Annotated in this window: 17 protein-coding genes; 9 read left to right on the plus strand and 8 right to left on the minus strand. The window is 67.1% G+C overall.

Annotation, left to right across the window (positions count from 1 at the left end):
- Positions 1–141 precede the first annotated feature (141 nt).
- The 3 genes from ACS5NL_RS00705 to ACS5NL_RS00715 all read left to right on the plus strand — a co-directional run bounded on the left by ACS5NL_RS00705 (position 142) and on the right by ACS5NL_RS00715 (position 1,798).
- Entirely contained in the window at positions 142–654 is a 513-nt protein-coding gene (locus ACS5NL_RS00705; RefSeq protein ID WP_439351643.1) for a hypothetical protein, read from the plus strand.
- 73 nt (positions 655–727) lie between these two features.
- Positions 728–1,405, plus strand: coding sequence for a DUF3144 domain-containing protein (locus ACS5NL_RS00710; protein WP_439351644.1), 678 nt, complete (start codon positions 728–730; stop codon positions 1,403–1,405).
- Positions 1,406–1,798 (plus strand): hypothetical protein, encoded by a 393-nt coding sequence (locus ACS5NL_RS00715; RefSeq protein WP_439351645.1) that lies wholly within the window; start codon positions 1,406–1,408, stop codon positions 1,796–1,798.
- Here the strand turns inward: ACS5NL_RS00715 and ACS5NL_RS00720 are convergent.
- Genes ACS5NL_RS00720 through ACS5NL_RS00730 form a run of 3 tightly spaced genes read right to left on the minus strand, consistent with a single transcriptional unit; the run spans position 1,795 to position 3,187 of the window.
- A complete protein-coding gene (locus ACS5NL_RS00720) occupies positions 1,795–2,502 on the minus strand; it encodes an ArsR/SmtB family transcription factor (protein ID WP_439351646.1) in 708 nt (235 codons plus the stop codon). The two genes, ACS5NL_RS00715 and ACS5NL_RS00720, sit on opposite strands and share 4 nt — an antisense overlap.
- Before the next feature lie 5 nt (positions 2,503–2,507).
- Positions 2,508–2,852, minus strand: coding sequence for an antibiotic biosynthesis monooxygenase family protein (locus ACS5NL_RS00725; protein WP_439351647.1), 345 nt, complete (start codon positions 2,850–2,852; stop codon positions 2,508–2,510).
- A complete protein-coding gene (locus ACS5NL_RS00730; RefSeq protein WP_439351648.1) occupies positions 2,849–3,187 on the minus strand; it encodes an NIPSNAP family protein in 339 nt (112 codons plus the stop codon). Before ACS5NL_RS00730 ends, ACS5NL_RS00725 begins: the two co-directional genes overlap by 4 nt.
- Before the next feature lie 182 nt (positions 3,188–3,369).
- On the opposite strand from ACS5NL_RS00730, the gene ACS5NL_RS00735 reads away from it, so the two are divergent.
- The 3 genes from ACS5NL_RS00735 to ACS5NL_RS00745 all read left to right on the plus strand — a co-directional run bounded on the left by ACS5NL_RS00735 (position 3,370) and on the right by ACS5NL_RS00745 (position 5,918).
- Positions 3,370–4,047, plus strand: coding sequence for a hypothetical protein (locus tag ACS5NL_RS00735; RefSeq protein ID WP_439351649.1), 678 nt, complete (start codon positions 3,370–3,372; stop codon positions 4,045–4,047).
- 56 nt (positions 4,048–4,103) lie between these two features.
- Positions 4,104–4,805, plus strand: coding sequence for a DUF4844 domain-containing protein (locus ACS5NL_RS00740; protein WP_439351650.1), 702 nt, complete (start codon positions 4,104–4,106; stop codon positions 4,803–4,805).
- A gap of 135 nt (positions 4,806–4,940) precedes the next feature.
- Positions 4,941–5,918 (plus strand): Bug family tripartite tricarboxylate transporter substrate binding protein, encoded by a 978-nt coding sequence (locus ACS5NL_RS00745; protein ID WP_439351651.1) that lies wholly within the window; start codon positions 4,941–4,943, stop codon positions 5,916–5,918.
- Positions 5,919–5,928: 10 nt separating this feature from the next.
- Here the strand turns inward: ACS5NL_RS00745 and ACS5NL_RS00750 are convergent, their stop codons facing one another.
- The 3 genes from ACS5NL_RS00750 to ACS5NL_RS00760 all read right to left on the minus strand — a co-directional run bounded on the left by ACS5NL_RS00750 (position 5,929) and on the right by ACS5NL_RS00760 (position 11,875).
- Positions 5,929–7,308, minus strand: a complete 1,380-nt coding sequence (locus ACS5NL_RS00750) for an SWIM zinc finger family protein (RefSeq protein ID WP_439351652.1) — start codon at positions 7,306–7,308, stop codon at positions 5,929–5,931.
- Between the two features lie 58 nt (positions 7,309–7,366).
- Complete coding sequence (locus tag ACS5NL_RS00755) at positions 7,367–9,871, minus strand: hypothetical protein (RefSeq protein ID WP_439351653.1); 2,505 nt, start codon at positions 9,869–9,871, stop codon at positions 7,367–7,369.
- Positions 9,872–9,964: 93 nt separating this feature from the next.
- Positions 9,965–11,875: an FAD-dependent monooxygenase gene (locus ACS5NL_RS00760; RefSeq protein WP_439351654.1), complete on the minus strand. Its 1,911-nt coding sequence runs from the start codon at positions 11,873–11,875 to the stop codon at positions 9,965–9,967.
- Positions 11,876–11,999: 124 nt separating this feature from the next.
- Between ACS5NL_RS00760 and ACS5NL_RS00765 the strand changes: the two genes are divergently transcribed.
- The gene (locus tag ACS5NL_RS00765) at positions 12,000–12,419 is read left to right on the plus strand and encodes a MarR family winged helix-turn-helix transcriptional regulator (RefSeq protein ID WP_439351655.1); all 420 of its coding nucleotides are present in this window, start codon (positions 12,000–12,002) and stop codon (positions 12,417–12,419) included.
- Positions 12,420–12,435: 16 nt separating this feature from the next.
- Here ACS5NL_RS00765 and ACS5NL_RS00770 read toward each other — a convergent pair whose 3' ends face one another.
- On the minus strand, positions 12,436–13,098 hold the full coding sequence (locus ACS5NL_RS00770) for an NAD(P)H-dependent oxidoreductase (protein ID WP_439351656.1): 663 nt from the start codon (positions 13,096–13,098) through the stop codon (positions 12,436–12,438).
- 180 nt (positions 13,099–13,278) lie between these two features.
- Positions 13,279–14,889, minus strand: coding sequence for an RNA repair transcriptional activator RtcR (gene rtcR / locus ACS5NL_RS00775; protein WP_439351657.1), 1,611 nt, complete (start codon positions 14,887–14,889; stop codon positions 13,279–13,281).
- A 704-nt stretch (positions 14,890–15,593) separates the two neighbouring features.
- Between rtcR and ACS5NL_RS00780 the strand changes: the two genes are divergently transcribed.
- Together ACS5NL_RS00780 and ACS5NL_RS00785 are read left to right on the plus strand one after the other, a co-directional pair.
- Positions 15,594–16,733: a slipin family protein gene (locus ACS5NL_RS00780; protein ID WP_439351658.1), complete on the plus strand. Its 1,140-nt coding sequence runs from the start codon at positions 15,594–15,596 to the stop codon at positions 16,731–16,733.
- A 74-nt stretch (positions 16,734–16,807) separates the two neighbouring features.
- Positions 16,808–18,031: an RtcB family protein gene (locus ACS5NL_RS00785; protein ID WP_439351659.1), complete on the plus strand. Its 1,224-nt coding sequence runs from the start codon at positions 16,808–16,810 to the stop codon at positions 18,029–18,031.
- Positions 18,032–18,043 lie beyond the last annotated feature (12 nt).

Genomic DNA, 18,043 nt, shown 5'->3' on the forward strand with positions numbered 1-18,043 from the left:
ACAGGGGTTGACGTTCGCCCCGAACATCAACGTGTGTGGGGCAATAATCGTCAACAACAGAAACAATGCCTTTGTCCGGTGACTGAATTCAGTGTTGCTCCGGGGACAGGCGACCCGAATGCCTGAAGGGAGACGTTTTCGATGCTGAGTCTGGAAAGCGCTCGATGGCTGGAACTTGAGCACGCATTCGGCCACGCATCCGACATTCCGCCACTGCTGCGCCGGCTTCGTGATCTGCCGTCTTCCATCGGTGAGTCGGAGCCTTGGTTCTCCTTGTGGAGTGCGCTGGCCCATCAGGGCGATGTCTACTCAGCGTCGTTCGCAGCAGTTCCTCATGTCGTTGACGCTTTGGCATCGGCGCCATCGAAGGCCGACGCGTCGTTCTTTCACTTCCCTGCCTGGGTGGAAATCTGCCGCGCCAGGCAGGAGACACGGATTCCAACCGACCTTGCCGCCGACTACGTTGCGGCACTTCAGCGCCTCCCGGCGCTGGTGGCGGAAGCCACTCCTGGTCGCAATGATCTGGACTTTGCGGCCTGCGCAACGGCCGCCGTCGCCGCCGCGCTGGGGCAGCATGCAATGGCCGAGGTCATCCTCAAAATGTCGTCTCCCGAACTCGCGCTCGAGGTTCTCGGGTGGCTCGACGACCGTTGACGTCCAAGCGTCCCTTCCTCCATCCCCTTCAAGAACCCGCCGAACAACCTTCAGCGCCATACGGGAGAACACAATGGGTGTCGACCTCAACAAAGATCCCACCTTCTTTGATCGGGCGGATGCCCACATCCGGCAGGCCAACGAACACTGCGCCGACACCGGGCGAGGCAAGGTTAGCGCATCGCTGATGTACGGTTGCGCAAGGTTTCAGGCATGGAACGCCGCAACCTGGGCCAAAGATGTCGAAGACATGAAGGCCAGGCGCGATGAGACCGTCAGGTACTTTGTCGAGCAATACCAGGCCATGCTCGAGGAGAACCTCGATGACTACATCGGCAACTTCGCGCAGTACATGCAGCAAGAAGATCCGCCGAAACCCACTAGCACCATCCTTGAACGGTATGCCGCCGGCGAGCGCTCATTTGCCTCCGGTGACTTTGGCGACCAGACCCATGACCTGGCTGGCGCGACGCTGGACGACGCCGACTTCTCTGGGTGCCTCATCGTCGCGGACTTCCGTGGCGCCAGCTTGCAGCGAGTCAGCTTCAGAAACGCCAACGTCAAGACCTGCGATTTCACCGGAGCCGATCTTCAGGATGCGTCATTTGAAGGCGCTGCCATCGATGGTGCGAGGTTTGACGGAGCATCGCTTTCGGGCGCCTCATTCACGGGTGCCTCCGATCAAGGTCACATCTATGCGCCGAACGAACTACCCGATAGGTGCGATCACGGGCACATGCCCGATACCTGAATGAAAGTCCTCAACACTCCACCTCGAACCGATCAGCTCGTCACTCCGGACGGGCTGCCCGGGCATCGACTTCGTGTCGTCTTCTACGTTCTCCTTTGCGTGGCAGCTTCGCTGATTCCACCAGTCCTGGAAATTGCGAACTACCCGGCTTTGGAAAGCGAGACACTCGACTTCGTCAGGGCGCTAGGGGGATTGTTGGCACTTGCCATCCTCACACTCCCGGTTGGAATTGTTCCGATCGCTCTTTGGGTTCTGCTGGTGATGCAGGGCATTGCGACGCCATTTGAGGCCGTCGGGGCGCTGTTGCCCGTGTTTGTATTTCTCGGCTACAAGCAGTGGTTCGTTTGGATTCCCAAGCTGGCGCTTCGCCGGTCGAAAGCTGCTCCGCGCTAAGCAACAGGCGCAGATGTCTTCTGGGCAAGAACGGGCGTCAACTCGCGCTGCCCCAGCGGCGTTACCGCCACGTCCCGCCCGGCCCCTCTTCGCACCCAGCCCTGCGCCACCAGATGCAGGTACAGCCGGTCGGCCAGCTCACCCGCCAGGTGGTCGCGCCGCTCGGACCAGTCCAGGCAGGGGTAGGCGTAGCGCCTTTTCTTGCCGGGCTCGGGCGCGTCGAACCCCAGGCGTTGCAGCCAGGCGCGGCCGCTGTCGGTGAGCGTGTAGCCGCTGCTCACCGGTTGCAGTCCGTTCGCCGCCATCAGGCCGTCGAACAGCCGTGTGCCCAGCCGTCCCGCCAGGTGTCCGTAGCAGCAGCGCGCTTCGCGCAGGCGAGCACGTTCGGGCGACGAGGCCCATTGCTGTTCGTGGTCGCCGCGCTCGGCCACGACGGCCAGGGCTTCCAGCGCGTGGGCCACGTCGGCGTCGGCGAGGCGGTAGTAGCGGTGGCGGCCACGCGGCTCGCAGACCACAAAGCGCGCTTCGAGCAGCTGGGCGAGGTGGCCGCTGGCGGTGGCGGGCGTGACGGACGCGGCCTTGGCCAGCTCGCTGGCGCTGGCGCATTCGCCGCTCAGCAGGTAGGCCAGCATGCGCGAGCGCGCCGGGTCGGCGACCATGGCGGCCACGCGGGCGAGACGGGGTTCGTGCGGGTTGCGGCTCATGGCCCTCAGCGTAGCGCAGCCCGCGAGTCATCGGGCGCCTGCGCGCGCTCGTGCAGTCCGTAGTCGCGCAACACCTCAGCCACCCGCAGGCGGTAGCCCGCGAAAACCTCTGTCCGACCGGCCTGCTGCGCGGCGCGGTGGTGTTCCTGGCAGCGCCAGGCGCGCACGGCCGCTTCGTCGCGCCAGAAACTCAGCGACAGGTAGCGGCCCGGCCGGGTGAGGCTCTCGAAGCGCTCCACCGAAACGAAGCCGTCGATGGCTTCCAGCTCGGGGCGCAGGCTGGCCGCGATGTCGAGGTAACGCGGCGCAGCGCCTTCGTGCGACTCGACCTCGAAGATGACCGCGATCACGGCGCCACCTGCCGCGGCTGGTGGACGGTGCCGGCCACGTCTTCAAGCCAGCTGCGCTCCTCGCGCAGGATGAATCGCTGCGCCTGCGCCAGCTCGAAGTTGGCCCGGCCTTCGGCGTCGGCGCGCAGCACGGCGCGGTAGCGCTCGTAGGCGGCCAGGTCGTCAAAGCCGATCAGGCCCCAGGCAATGTCGTTGCTGCCCTCGTGCGGCAGGAAGTAGCCGAGCAGGTTCCCGCCGCAGCGGGGAATGATGCGACCCCAGGCTTCGGCGTAGCGGCGAAAGGCCTCGCGCTGGAAGGGGTCGATCTGGTAGCGGATGAAGCAGGTGATGGGCATGGTGTGACACGCAGAGTGGAGCAGGGTGTTCACTGTGACGCGGCCAGCTGGTCGGATGCTTTGGTGTGGGCCGAAGTGTGCGGGGCTCGCGTTGGAGGGAAAGACGCAGACGCTTCGAGTCCAGCCACCGGATACGATGCCCCCGAGGCGTTGTTCCATGCGCCAGGACATAAGGAGGGCACATGCCGGACAAGTTCACGCGCTTCGGTGAGTTTTTCATGCAGGGGCTTGTCAAGACGCTGGCCGAGGGAACGGTCGTTCAGGTTCCCCATGTTGGCGCGTGCACGGTCAGCTATGTCTCCGAGCCGCAGCTGTTGCAGTCGGGCTGGTCGATGAATGTAGACATCTCCTTCCCTGATTCGTACAGCAAGATGACCATCGGGATGTTCACGTTCGGTTCCTGCCTCATGAAGGACACCGAATCGATCACGTTACCCGCGCTGACCTATTCGAATGAAGAGGACGATGCTCGTCAGAAGGAGCATATGGACGCCTGGTACCGGTTGCTGGAGTCGCTGGAGGATGGGCTGGAATCCATGGGTTACAGCGTCGGCTCTTCGGACGGCTGCGACATATACCTGATCACGGACTACATGCCATCAGACGGCATTTCGGCACTGGCCTTGAAGCCGTCTGTCCTGAAGCCGGAACTCATTCGCTTGTGCCAGGAACTGGTGGGCCAGGAGGCGAAGTGGAACTTCTGGATTCGGCTGGGCTTTGACTTCCCGAAAGAGAAGCACAAGGGGTTTGACGAGAACATCCTTGTCTGGCCTGATCGCGTGGTGCATGACTACGATGCAGCGCGTTTGGCCAAGGAGTTTCCGGGTGAGGTGCCTGTGCTGGATCAACGCTATGTTTAGCTGGGGTGTCTTCCGCTGAAGGTGATCCTTGATCCCATTGCCTAGACACACGCACCATGTCAATTCGCGCACGCCGGCCCCTTCTCCTCATCGCCCTGCTGTGCGCAGCGTCCGTCCACGTCTGGGCCAACCCCGCAGATCATCCTTCGGCCGCAGACGAACGCCGACGGGCGCTGGACCGGTTCATCGCAAAGAAGAAGTTCGTGAGGGAGCCGTTCTATCCCGTCGACCTGGACGAAGCGGACCGCCTCCGGTACGAGTCTTTGGTGAACCAGCTGGCTCACGCGTTGCGCCGGCTGGTGCCTTCCAGGCAGACGAAGCCGGTCGTGCTGGGAATGTTCAAGCCGGTGATGAAGAAGTTTGAAACCGCCGAGGTCGAGGACCAGGATCGGTTCCTTCTCTACCTCGACGAGCTGATGGAGATTTTTGGCATCGAGAGTTCGGACGGTCTGCTGAACCAGTGGCGCCACGGTGTCGACCCGAGAGCATCCATGGAAGCACGCAACGCCCAGGCGCTTGCGGCAATGACGCCCGACCAGCGCGCGCTGCTCGATCGGCTTCAGGGCATGACGGCCGCCAATGCGGAGGCGACGCTGCGCTCCGTGCTGGGCGCGCCGCAATCCGAAACGGAGGTGCTCAAGGTGTGGACCCTGCCGGACGACCCGGCCTCCAGTCTGGGACTGTCGATCCGCGGGCACGCCGTGCAGTTCGTCTGGATGCTGCCGAACCGCTTTCTCTACGGGCGCCGGTTGCCATAGGGCGGGGTGCAGGCCTGCGCATGGCGCTGCAGTTGCCCTGCCAAGTCAGGCGCGTGTCTTGCTTCGACGCCTCTGTCCCGCCCTCGCGCGCACTGGCACGGTGCGTGTGCCTCAACCCTTTCCGGAGAGTCGATCATGGTCACCCGTCGCACCACCCTGGCCTGCGCTGCCGCCTTCGGCGCCCTGTCTTTCACCGGCCTGGCGGCCGCGCAGGGCAAGTACCCCGATCAGACCGTGAAGCTCATCGTCGCCCTGCCCGCCGGCGGCAGCGTGGACATGATCGCCCGCGCGCTGGGCCAGAAGCTGAATGCGTCGTTCGGGGTCCCGTTCATCGTGGACAACCGCGGCGGCGCATCGGGCCAGATCGGCATGCCCATGGTGGCCAAGGCCGCGCCGGACGGCTACACGCTCGCCGTGTCGCCGGCCTCGTTCCTGACCACGAACAAGAGCGTGTTCAAGACCCTGCCCTACGACCCCGAGGCGGACTTCACGCCGGTCACCCGCCTGGTCAATCAGCCCATGGTGCTGATCGTCAAGGACAAGCAGAAATACCCCACGGTGGCGGCGCTGATCGCGGCGGCCAAGGCCAAGCCGGGCAGCATCACGTTCGCGTCGTCGGGCGACGGCAGCCCGCAGCACCTGGGCGGCCTGCTGTTCGAATCGCGTGCCAAGGTCAAGATGCTGCATGTGCCCTACAAGGGCGGCGCGCTGGCCATCAACGACACGCTGGCCGGCACGGTGGACGTGATGTTCGCGGTGATGCCCGAGGCGGTGCCGCATGTGACATCGGGCAAGCTGACTGCGCTGGGCGTGATGAGTCCCACCCGTTCGCCGGTGATGCCGCAGGTGCCCACCATGGCCGAGGCGGGCGTGGCCGACATGAACCTGTCGGCCTGGATGGCGCTGCTGGCGCCCGCCAAGACGCCCCGCCCCATCGTGGACCAGCTCAACCGCGCGGTGCAGGCTGCGTTCGACCCCGAACTCAAAGCCAAGCTGGCCGAGAGCGGCATCGAGGTGGCGACCAGCTCGCCCGAGGATCTTCAGCGCCTGATCGCGCGGGACATCCAGCTGCACGCCGAGCTGGTGAAGTCGGCGGGGCTGGTGCCGCAGTGACCGGTGCGGCTCAGGGTGGGGGCGGTGGCTGGGTCGCTTCGCCGCTGAACAGCTGAACCGCCAGCGCATGTTTGCAGGGGCCGCGGCTGCCCTGGTACTTGGCCTCGAACAGGCAAGTGCATTGCAGGCGCCCGGCCACACGCCGCAGAAAGTAGCGGCCGTGTTCGCCCTGCACGGTCCAGCCGGGGCCGTCGGTGGTCACGGCGCCGCTGACCAGCAGCGCCCGGGCGCCCTCCAGCCGAGGGTAGTTGCGCTGCACGCGTTCCTCGGCGTAGGGCAGCTGGCGGTGGAAGTAGGCGGCTTCGCGCAGGTCCCAGCCGACCTGTCCGCTGGCCGCCAGCCAGGCCAGCGCGGCGTCCACGCGGCGGTGCGGCAGGCCGGTCTCGGTGGCCAGGGCCGCGGGGTCGATGTGGGCGTCCCAGGCCAGCAGCGCGGCCAGGGTCTGGGCGTCGTCGCGTTCGGCGGCGCTCAGTGCGGCCAGCACCGCGCCTTCGCCCGAGAAGCCGCGCCAGGGTTCGGGCGAGAGCATGAGGGTCAGCCGCGCGCCGGGCAGTTCGAATTCCCAGGCGCTCACGGCGGCCTGGGTCTGCGCCGTCACCTCGGGGCCGTACAGCCGCACGCGCTGCACCAGGTGTTGCAGGCGGCGCAGGGCCGTCAGCCGCGCCGTGCCGGGCAGTGCGATGGCACCCGCGCCAGGGCGCGCCGTCTGGCGCAGGCCCGCCGGGCCGGGCTGCAGCCACAGCTGGGGCCCGGCACCGCTGCCACCGGCGGTGCTGAGGCTTTGCACGAAGCGGCGCCAGGCGGGGGCGTCCAGCTCGGCGCGCAGCGCCATGCCGCGCGCGAGGCCCTGGGTTTCGGCGAGGGCGCGCACCCAGCGCTCGGGCAGCGCCACCCGGTGTTCGGTGTGGGTGCCGTGGTCGGTGCGAAAGCTCACCGCGTCGGGGCCCACGCTCAGGTGCAGTGCGTCCTGCGCGCCGATGCCGGCCAGGGCCAGCGCCAGGGGCGGGTTGATGTCGATGTTGGTGGTGCCGTAGCCCAGGGCACCCTCGTGCAGGCACTGGCCCAGCAGGTCCAGCCGCGCGTAGACGCCGTTGCAGGCCGAGAAGGCTTCGCAGCGCAGCCGGTCGCCCTGTGCGGTGACCACCGGGTCCAGCGAAGCAAAGCCGCCGGGGATGGGCTTGAAGTAGCGGGTGGACGCCACCTCCACCAGCGCGCGCAGTCCGCCCGCGGCCACATCCGGCCGCTGCACCGGCCCGGCAAAGAACACCGGATGGGCCACCAGGCCGGCCGGCGTGAGGCCCAGGGCCGTTTCCAGCACGAGCTGGCCGGCGTCCAGGCGCGATGCGGCCCGGTAGCCGGTAGGCAAAGGCGCTTCGGCCAGCGCACTCACTGGACGACCCTCCGCGCTGCGCGCTCCAGGATGAGCGCTTGGGAACGGCCCGGCGCGCTCATGTGGGCAGGTGCTCGGCCAGGCGCAGCACCTGGGCCTGCAGCTTGTTGGGGGCCCCTTTCACGCCGGCCGCGAAGGCCCGCACTTCGGGGATGGCGGTGCCGGCGGCATGGGCGGGGGCGAGCCGCGCCGCCAGTTCCACCAGGTCGGCGGTGGCGGCGGGTGGCGGGGCCATGCCCAGCGTGGCGGCCACGCCGGCGCGCACCAGCCCCCACACGGCCTGGGCTTCGCCGGCGGCCACCACCTGCGCCAGCGACGCCGCCAGACGCCCCGGCTTCACGCTGCCACAGCGCAGGCACGCGGCCAGCAGCTCGGCGGCCAGGGCGGGGTCGAAGCGGTCCTGTTGCAGCAGGGTCACCAGCCCGTCGCTGCCGGCCAGTCGCACATCGGTGTCGTTGGCGGACAGCGTGAACAGCACGGCGAGGTGCAGCGCAGGGCCGGCCGGCCCGTGGGCCGACAGCAGGTAGTGCAGGCGCCTGGCCACGGCCTTGCCTCCATCGGTGTGGCGGTCCATGCCGGCGCGCCGCACGCCGTACAGGTGGAAAGCGGCCACCGCTTCGGCGTTGTTGGGCAGCACCCAGCCGGCCCAGTCGTCGACCATGTCGAATTCGGACACGAAGGGCGCCTGGTCGGGCTCGAAACCTTCCGCCCAGCGTGTGGGTTCCTCGCCCACCTGAGGACGCACCGACGCCGCGTCCAGGGCCACGCAGACTTCCGTCCCTTCACCGGCGCTCCACTGGGCGTGTGGGCCGCGTCGCATGAAGTACGGGTCTTTTCCGCCCGAGACGGTGAGCCAGCGCGTGCGCAGTTGTGCCGTGCCGCCTGCGGCCAGAAAGTCGGCCGCCGCGCGGGCCGTGCCGCTGTCGATGGCGCGCAGTTCGGCCAGGGTGGCGGCGTCGGGCGGCTCGCAGCGCAGCAGGGCGAAGAGCAGGTCGTAGGTCCAGGTGAGCCGCCCGGTGGTGGGCAGCACCGCGAGCCGCTGCACCAGTTCGGGCGCCGCGATGGCGCCGTGCGCCCAGGTCGGGCGGGCCAGGTTGAGCATGGGCATGCCCAGCTTCAGGGCCGCCTTCAGCTCGTCGATGCGGCGCCGCGCCAGCTCCGCCAGCGGCACGGCGTCGCCGTCGAAGGCGGCTTCCGCATGCAGGCGCCGGGCGATGGCGTTGGCCGTGGCGCGATCGCCGGCGGCAAAAGCGTCCAGGGCGGCCTGCAGGGCGCGTTCGTACTGCAAGCCGTCGCGGTCCAGCCGGTAGGCACCCAGCGCCTGTTCCACCTCGGCCGGCAGGCGCGCGGGGTCGGGCACGGGCTCAAAGGGCCGTTTGGGCATGCCGGGCCTCAGGGGCGCCGACGCGGCCGCGGGGATCGGGGCGGACATGTCCGACGCGCCGTCCAGGTCTTGCAGGATGGCGGCGGCGCCGCGGGCCTTGGCCCACGCGGTTTGCGTCTCGCGCAGGCCCTTTTCCTTGCGGGCGAAAACCCGCTGGCAGGCGTCGAGGAACAGGGGATCGGGCAGGCGTTGCGTGCCATCGGCCTCGCGCAGCAACGCTTGTGCCACGGCGGCGGCCGTGGCGTTGGCGGTGCCCAGCACGTCAACCAGCAGCGGGGCCTGGCGCAGCACCAGTTCGGCCCCGGGCCGCGCGACCTGCAGCAGCCGCGCCTGCAGGCGCTGGGCACTGATCGAGTCGCCGCGGCACAGCGCGGCGACGGCACCCGTCACCAGCGCTTCCCGCTCCACGAAGCCGCTGTCCACCAGTTCGCCCACGGCGCTCAGCAGGGCATCGACGTAGTCGCCACCCTGGCACCACACCAGGTACCAGGCGACGTCGCGGTGCTCGAGGGTGGCCAGCAGCAGCTGGGCAGCACCCGGCAGCAGGCGGATGGCCGATGCCGCGTCCGTCCAGGGCACGCCGCGCCCCTGCACCGTCACGCGGCCGTCCACGCGCTCGACCGTGTAGGCCACGCTCCATTGGGCGTGGTCGTTGGGCCGCCCGGTGTGGCTCCAGGGAAGGCGCAGGAACCACTCGTGCGCCCCCATTTCGGCCAGCACCGGTGTGGCGGGCAGCGGCAGGTCGTGGGCCTGCGCGACCAGCATCAACACTTCGATGAACATCGGCCGGGGCCGCTTGGCTTCGGCCACCTGGGTGAGCAGGTCGGCGCAGAAATCGCAGCCTCGCGCGATGAGCGCCTGCGCCAGCGCGGCACGGGCCTCGGCCTTGACCGGGAAGACCAAGGTGTTGGTGTCCCAGGCGACGTTGGGGTACTCGTGTGGCACCGGGACCGCCAGGAACTTCTTCGGGTCCGGGGCCAGTGCCGCCATGGCCACCAGCGTGCGCATGCGCCGTGCATAGGGCTCTTCGGGTTCGGCCGGGTGCTTGGCCGGCGGCAGCTTGAGCTGCGCGGTCAGCCAGGTGGCTGCCGCCTTGCGCTGCTTGGCGTCCAGTGAGTCGAGGGTGGCGAGCAGGTCGGCGTAGCTCCCGTGCTCCAGCGAATCGGCGAGTTGCTGCATGGTGGGGTGAGTGTATTCACGCCCAACGCAGCAACGGTGACAGTCGGCCGGCACCGCCGGCCCCACGGGCAGGACCCCTTCGCTGTGGGCTTTTCAGCGCAGCACGCCCGCAAAGTACGCCGACAGCTCGGCACGCGCCTCCAGCGGCAGCACGTTCGCCACGTACTGGTCAGGCCGCACGACGATCAGGCAGCCCTTCTCACGATCGATCCCGCGCATGTCGTAGATGTCACCCTGCCCCTTGTGGTCCACGCAGAAGACCTTCTCGTGGTCCTGCAGGCCGAGCTGGCCGGTCCTGGGCTTGAGCAGCGAGGGCATGTGCTCGTAGGCGAGCTGGTCGAAGGTCTGCTGGAACACGGCGCGCAGGTCGATGATCGCGTCGATGTCTTCGCCCTTCCGGGTGTGCTTCACGACCGGTGAACTGGGGTCGGTCTCCAGCCAGTCGGCGAGCCGGTGGATCGCCGAGCCCGGGTTGGAGCTGTCGGCCTGGCCGGCGAAGGCGTAGATGCGCCAGCGCGCGTCGGCTTCGGCGGCGTGGCCCAGTTGCATCTGTTTCGCGTCGGACAGGCGCACCACCGGCGCCGAGTGGAAGCGGCGGCCGATCTCTTCGCCCCTGGCCAGCGCCTGGTGCGTGCCGGGCGCAAACAGGGTGGAGGTGTCGTACTTCACCGCGGTGCCGCCGGTGAATTCGAGGTTGGCCTTGAACTGGCGGATGATGCGTGGCTCTTCGCTGCCATCGCGCTCGGCTTGCGTGGTGGGCGCCGACATGATGCGTGCCCATTCGTGGTCGGTGTCGACCAGGCGCTTGGCTTCGGTCAGGCGCTCTTTCGAGTAGCTGCGCAGCAGGCTGGGGTCGGCCCGGCCCTGCAGCACGTGCACCAGCTTCCAGCCGAGGTTGAAGGTGTCCTGCATCGAGACGTTCATGCCCTGGCCCGCCTTGGGCGAGTGGGTGTGGCAGGCGTCGCCGGCGGTGAACACGCGCGGGGCGCGGTCCGAGCCTTCGGGCACGTCGTCGAACTTGTCGGTGATGCTGTGGCCGATGTCGTAGATCGACCACCAGACCACCTCTTTCACGTCGATCGAGTACGGCCGGATGATGCGGTTGGCGGCCGCGATCATGTCGTCCTGCGTGAACTTGCGGCTCGCGGCCTTCTCGCCGTCCTTGAGCTTGTCGAGCTCGACGTACATGCGGAACACGTAGCCGCCCTCGCGCGGCAGGATCAGCACATTGCCTTCGTTGGCCGACGAGATCAGGCACTTCTGGCGCACGTCGGGGAAGTCGGTGTTGGCCAGGATGTCCATCACGCCCCAGGCCTGGTGCGCGGCGTCGCCGTGCAGCTCGCCGCCGATGGCCTTGCGCACGGCCGAGTGCGCGCCGTCGCAGCCGACCACGTAGTTGGCGCGCACCGTGCGCGTGGCCCACCAGTTGATGCCGCTGGCGTCCTTGAGCGTCACCGTCACCGGGTGGTCGTCGGTGGTTTCGTCGATGGTCAGGCCCACGACCTCCCAGCTGTAATCGGGCTCCAGGCGCGAAGGCGAGTTCTTCATGACTTCGAGGAACAGCTCGTGCAGCCGCGCCTGGTTGATCAGGATGTGCGGCATCTCCGAGCTGTCGTCGGCCACGTCCTGCACCCGGCCCACGCGTTTGATGTGGTTCGGGTTGACCGGGTCGGGCATCCAGAAGTTGGTCTGGTTGACCCAGTAGGTTTCGCGCTTGACCTTGTCGGCGAAACCGAAGGCCTGGAACATCTCCATGGTGCGCGTGTTGATGCCGTCGGCCTTGCCCTTGATGATGTTGGTGGGCATGCGCTCGACGATCATGGTCTCGATCCCCGGGAACTGCGCCAGCTGCGCCGCCAGGCAGAGGCCGGCCGGGCCGGTGCCGGCGATCAGCACGTCCACCTTCTCCGGCAGCGGCTCGTTGACGCCACGGTTGCGGCGGTTGGGCGCGGCCTGCCTGACGTCGGGGTTGCCGCCGCGGAAGCCATCTTTGTAGAACTGCATGCTTGTCTCCTGGGTGGTCGGGCGCCCCGAACGATGGGTGTGTGATCAAATGATATCTATACTTACTATTCGGTGTCAATACGGTACGTATACTTATCAATCATTTGAACAACGGAGCGCGCGGATGGACTCACTCGACATGGCGGGACACCTGATCCGTCGCCTGCACCAGCAGTCGACCCAGGTGTTCGTCCAGCGCACGCAGGCGGCGGGCTTTGACCTGACGCCGATCCAGTTCGCGGCGCTCGACGCGATCCACAACCACCCGGGCACGGACCAGGCCACGGTGGCCGAACTGATCGCCTACGACCGCGCGACCATCGGCGGCGTCATCGAGCGGCTGGAGCAGAAGGGTTGGGTGGCCCGCGTCGTCAGCGAGCGCGACCGCCGGGCGCGCGAGCTGTCGCTGACCGCCGATGGCCAGCGCACGTTCAAGGCGCTGGTGCCGGTCGTGCGCAACCTGCAGGACGACATCCTGCAGTCGCTCAGCGACACAGACCGCAACCGCTTTCTCAAACTGGCCCGTCAGGCGGTCGGGCAGTAGCGGCTGCGGTCGGGGATCACTTCACCTCGGTGACGAACTGGTCGCGCGCGCGGCGCACCTTCTTGAGGTTCACCAGCCAGTCGCCCTCGGCGGCGCGGTAGCCCAGCGGCACGATGGCGACGCTGCGCAGGCCGCGCTCGCGCAGCTTCAGGATCTCGTCCAGCTTGGCCGGGTCGAAACCTTCCATCGGTGTCGCGTCGACTTCTTCAAAGGCGGCGGCGATCAGTGCGGCGCTCAGGCCGATGTAGGCCTGGCGGGCCGCGTGGTTGAAGTTCACCTCGGCATCGCGCGGGGGATAGGTCTTGAGCAGCATCTGGCGGTAGTTTTCCCAGCCCTCGTTGGTGAAGCCGCGCTCGGTGTTCACCAGGTCGAACATGTGGTTGATGCGCTCGGCCGTGTAGTTGTCCCAGGCGGCGAACACCAGCAGGTGCGAACCATCGGTGATCTGCGCCTGGTTCCAGGCGATCGGCTGGATCTGCTCGCGCACGGCCTTGCTGGTGATGACGAAGATCTCGTAGGGCTGCAGGCCGCTGGAGGTCGGTGCCAGGCGCGCGGCTTCGAGAATGCGCTCCACCTTGTCCTGCGGCACGGCCTTGGCCGGGTCCATCTTCTTGGTGGCGTAACGCCATTGCAGTTTGTCCAGCAGGACGGGGGCTTGGGGTTGCGACAGGTCGCTCATGCAGTTCTCCGGAAGGGGGAATGCCCGCACCATGCAGGCACATGGCACGATCATGCCGCAGTGCAACAAAGCGCGATGTCGCCTGTGCGGAAAGACGAAGCAGGAACGCCCATGTAACGCGGCCTCAGCGGGCGGGCGGCGGATCGGGTATATGCACACCACCCCCGGCGGCGGCACCGCTCAGCGCGACACGTCGTCCCAGCGCAGGCCATGCTTCTGCAGGTACTTGCGCAGCCGGTCCGCGTCGTTGACCACGGTGCGCTGGGTGCGCGAGCGGTGGAACAGCGTGCGGCCGGCCTCCGACAGCGTGCGCGAGGCGCGGCACACCTGCACCACGGCCGACAGCTGCAGGCGGTCGAACAGGTCGAGCTGGTCCAGGGCCTCGGCGCTCATCACGCCGGACAGGTCCACCGTCTCGGAGGCGGCCGGGTTGCCGTCTGCCTGGTTCATCTGCCAGAGCCAGCGCAGGCGCTGCAACTCGGCCTCCACCAGCGGCGCCGCGATGCGCCCGCCCACGGCCAGCGTGCACAGCCGCGTCACGCTGGCGGCCAGGTCGCGGAAGTTGCCGCTCCACAGCGCCTCGGGCGACTGCGCGAAACGCAGATAGAGTGCCTTGGCCTCGGCGTTGAAGCGCACCGCGCGGCCCAGCTCGGCGGCGCAGCGCGTCACCAGGTGGTCCACATTGGGTTCGATGTCCTCGGGCCGCTGCGCCAGTCCCGGCAGCGTGTACGACCACAGGTTGATCCGAGCGTACAGGTCCTCGCGAAAACGCCATTCGCGCACGTCCAGCCGCAGGTCGCGGTTGGTGCCCGCGATGAGCTGGAAGTCGCTGCTCACCTCGCGGTCGCTGCCCATGGGGTAGAAGCGCTTCTCTTCCACCGCCTTGAGCAGCATGGCCTGTTCGTCCAGCCCGAGCTCGCCGATCTCGTCGAGAAACAGCACCCCTCCGTGCGCCGTGCGCAGCAGGCCGGCGCGGTCGCTCACGGCGCCGGTGAACGCGCCCTTCTTGTGGCCGAACAGCGTGGACGCCGCGCCCTCGCCCTGCAGCGTGGCGCAGTTCACCTCGACGAAGTCACCCGCCACCTGGTGGCGCGACTTCTTCAACTCAAACATGCGCCGCGCCAGGTGCGACTTGCCCGCACCGGTCGGCCCGGTCAGCAGGATCGGGGCCTTCGAGCGCAGCGCCACGCGCTCGATCTCTTCGATCAGCGCGTTGAAGTGCGGGTTGCGGGTGGCGATGCCGCTCTTGAGAAAGTCGAGCGCATCGCGTTGCGCTTGCTCGAAGCGCTGTGCGAGCGTGTCGTAGCGCGACAGGTCGAGGTCGATCAGCGCATAGCTGCCCGGGCTGCCCGCTCGCTGCTTGCGCGGCGGCGAGGTCTGCAGCAGCACGCCGGGAATGTGGCGCGCTTCCGTGAGCAGGAACATGCAGATCTGCGCCACGTGCGTGCCGGTGGTGATGTGCGTCCAGTAGCGCTCCTGCTCGGGCTGGAAGGGGTACTGCTTCACCCAGTCGTAGAGCACGCCGTAGACCTCGCCGAAGTCCCAGGGGTCGGCCATCTCCAGCGGCACCAGCCGCACCTCGGTGTCGGGCGAGGCGGTTTCGATGTCCTGCTTCAGCTGGTCGGCCAGTGCCTGGTGCGGCAGGGTGTAGAGCAGCTCCAGTCGGTGCACCTGCGTGTCCTCGTGCTGCACCAGCGAGACCGTGGGTCGCCACTTCTCCCAGCGCCCCGCGCCGCGCCCGCTGTCGAGCTGGGTGCCGAGGAATCCAATGACGACGGTTTTGAGGGTCATAGCTCAAATTCTATTTCGCTAGCTTTGTGGCGCGATTGATCGATTGTCTATTGTGCAATCTCGATGTGGAAAAGAGGGAAATCCTTTTGAAATCAAAGATGTATTGGCGACAAAGCGTCTTTGGTGCGGGCTGGCACGCATCTGGCAAAGGAATGTTCACCAGACGCCAGCGTCGAACGCTCACAGGCCAGGGTTGGGACGAACGTCCGCCCTGCCGGTGCAGGAAGTCCGGAACCTTGGGGTTCTGTCGGTGCCCTGCATGCCGCACGGCGCAAACGTCGGGTAACGGTCTGGTCGTGGTGACCACCCCGCAAGGGCGTGCCTGGTTCGACCCCAGGCAGACCACCACTGGTAGCTCAGAGGTAGAGCAGTCTTGAAAGAGACCTGACGCAGGTTCGATTCCTGTCCAGCGCTCCGGCCGAAAGGCTGGAGCCTTTGAAGAAGAAGCGGTCGAAAGACCACCCGCCGAACGCGGGGCGAGGGAACACCGGTTGCGACGCAGCCCGAAGCCCACACCCCGTCAGCCGGTGGCGGCCAGTGCCAGACCCGGGCACCGCCCGCGCCCGCAGCCAGCCCGCGGCAGTCCTTCGGGGCCGCACACCAGGCGCACTGCGAGGCCCGAGGCGGTGCCCCCTGGAACCCCGTCACCGCTGTAACGGCACCCCGATGGCTGTCAACAAGAACGAATCAACGAGGAAAAGAAAATGATGAAGATCGAACGAATCACGGTGAAGAAAAGCGAACGCGCCCTGCTGCTGCGCAACGGCGATTTCGAGCGCGTGCTCGGCGCCGGTACGCACTGGCTGTTTGCCGGTCTGGACCAGCTGCGCGTGGAGAAATTTGCGCTCGACCAGCCCGTGTTTCGCCACGCCCTGGCCGACTACCTGATGGCGCAGGAGCCTGCGGTGGTGGCGGCCGAGTTCGTGCGCGTGGAACTGACCGAACACGAAGTCGGCCTGCGAAGCGAAAACGGTGTGCTGGTGGAGATCCTTCCGCCCGGTACGCGCCGCCTGTTCTGGAAGGGGCTGGTGGAAGTGACGGTGCTGGTGGTTGATCTGCTGGCCGGTGCCGAGCTGCCCGCCGCGCTGGTGGCGCGCCTGACCCAGACCCAGCTGCGCCAGCGTGCGGTGACCGGGCTGGAAGGTGTGCTGCAGGTGCAGGTGCCCGAAGGTACGAGCGCGCTGCTGAGCATCGACGGCAAGGTCGACCGGCTGCTGGCCGCGGGTGCGTACGCCTTCTGGAAGTACGGCCGCACCATCGCCGTCGAGCTGGTGGACCTGCGTCTGCAGGCGGTGGAGGTGTCGGGCCAGGACATCATGACCCGCGACAAGGTGGGCCTGCGCTTGAACCTGAGCGCGACTTACCGCTACATCGACGTGCAGCGTGCCTATGCACAACTGCAGAAGCCCGCCGACTACCTGTACCGCGAGCTGCAGTTCGCGCTGCGCGCAGCGGTGGGAACCCGCACGCTGGACGAACTGCTGGAGAACAAGACGGTGATCGACGACGTGGTGAGCGCCTTCATGTCGCCCAAGCTGGCCCTCTATGGCATTGCCATGGAGAGCGTGGGTGTGAAGGACATCGTGCTGCCCGGCGAGATGAAGACCATCCTGACCCAGGTGGTGCAGGCGGAGAAACAGGCGCAAGCCAACGTGATCCGCCGTCGTGAGGAAACGGCGGCGACCCGCTCGCTGCTCAACACCGCCAAGGTGATGGAGGACAACCCCGTGGCGCTGCGGATGAAGGAACTGGAGACGCTGGAACGCGTGGCCGAACGCATCGACAAGATTTCGGTGGTCGGTGGCCTGGACCAAGTGCTCAACGGACTGGTGAAGCTGCGTTGAATCCGTGGCTGGTAGAAAAGACTGAATCGCGGGCAACGAAGATCGTGCCAGCGCCCATCAAGGAATATGAAGACATGAACTACAACACCGAACAACCCGAAGGCGGCGTGCCCATCAAGATGTGGACCCGCGGCGTGCCTGTCGAAGACGAGGCGAAGCAGCAGCTGGCCAACACCGCGCGCCTGCCCATCGTGTTCAAGCACATCGCGGCCATGCCCGACGTGCACCTGGGGATCGGCGCCACCGTGGGCTCGGTGGTGCCGACCTTCAAGGCCATCATCCCTGCCGCGGTCGGCGTGGACATCGGTTGCGGAATGATGGCCTGCAAGACCACGCTGCGTGCCGAAGACCTGCCCGATAACCTGGGGCCGCTGCGTTCGGCGATCGAGAAGGCCGTGCCACACGGCATGACGCCGATCCGCCAGCGTGCCGGGCGCGACAAGGGCACTTGGGAGAACCCGCCTTCGCTGGTGGACCAGGCCTGGGCGACGCTCAAGGACGAGTTCGACGCGATCTGCGAGCATTACCCGCGCCTGAAGAACACCAACAACCACAAGCACCTGGGAACGCTCGGAACGGGCAACCACTTCATCGAGGTCTGCCTCGACGAAGCCGGCGCCGTCTGGTTCATGCTGCACTCGGGTTCGCGCGGGGTGGGGAATGCCATCGGCACCACCTTCATCGAACTCGCGAAGAAAGACGCCGAGCGCAACAACGTCCACCTGCCGGATCAGGACCTGGCGTACTTCGAGGAAGGTTCGCAGTACTTCGGCGACTACGTGCGTGGTGTGGGATGGGCGCAGAAGTTCGCTCGCCTGAACCGCGAGGTGATGATGAAGAACCTGGTCGCCACCGTGCGCCAGGTGATCACCAAGCCGTTCGAGACGCACGTCGAGGCGGTGAACTGCCACCACAACTACGTGCAGAAGGAAACGCACTTCGGTGAAGACGTCTTCGTGACCCGCAAGGGCGCGGTGAGCGCGAAGAAGGGCGAGCTGGGCATCATCCCCGGGAGCATGGGGGCGCGGAGCTACATCGTGCGCGGCCTCGGCAACCCCGAGAGCTTCGAGAGCTGCAGCCATGGTGCGGGCCGCGTGATGAGCCGCACCAAGGCGAAGAAGATGTTCACCGTCGAGGACCAGATCAAGGCGACCGAAGGCGTGGAGTGCCGCAAGGACGAAGCCGTGATCGACGAGATCCCGATGGCCTACAAGGACATCGACGCGGTGATGGAGGCGCAGAAGGACCTGGTGGAGGTGGTGTACACGCTCAAGCAGGTGCTGTGTGTGAAGGGATAGATGAACAAGGAA

Source organism: Hydrogenophaga sedimenti (assembly GCF_051857515.1).
In the GTDB taxonomy this organism is placed as follows: domain Bacteria; phylum Pseudomonadota; class Gammaproteobacteria; order Burkholderiales; family Burkholderiaceae_C; genus Hydrogenophaga.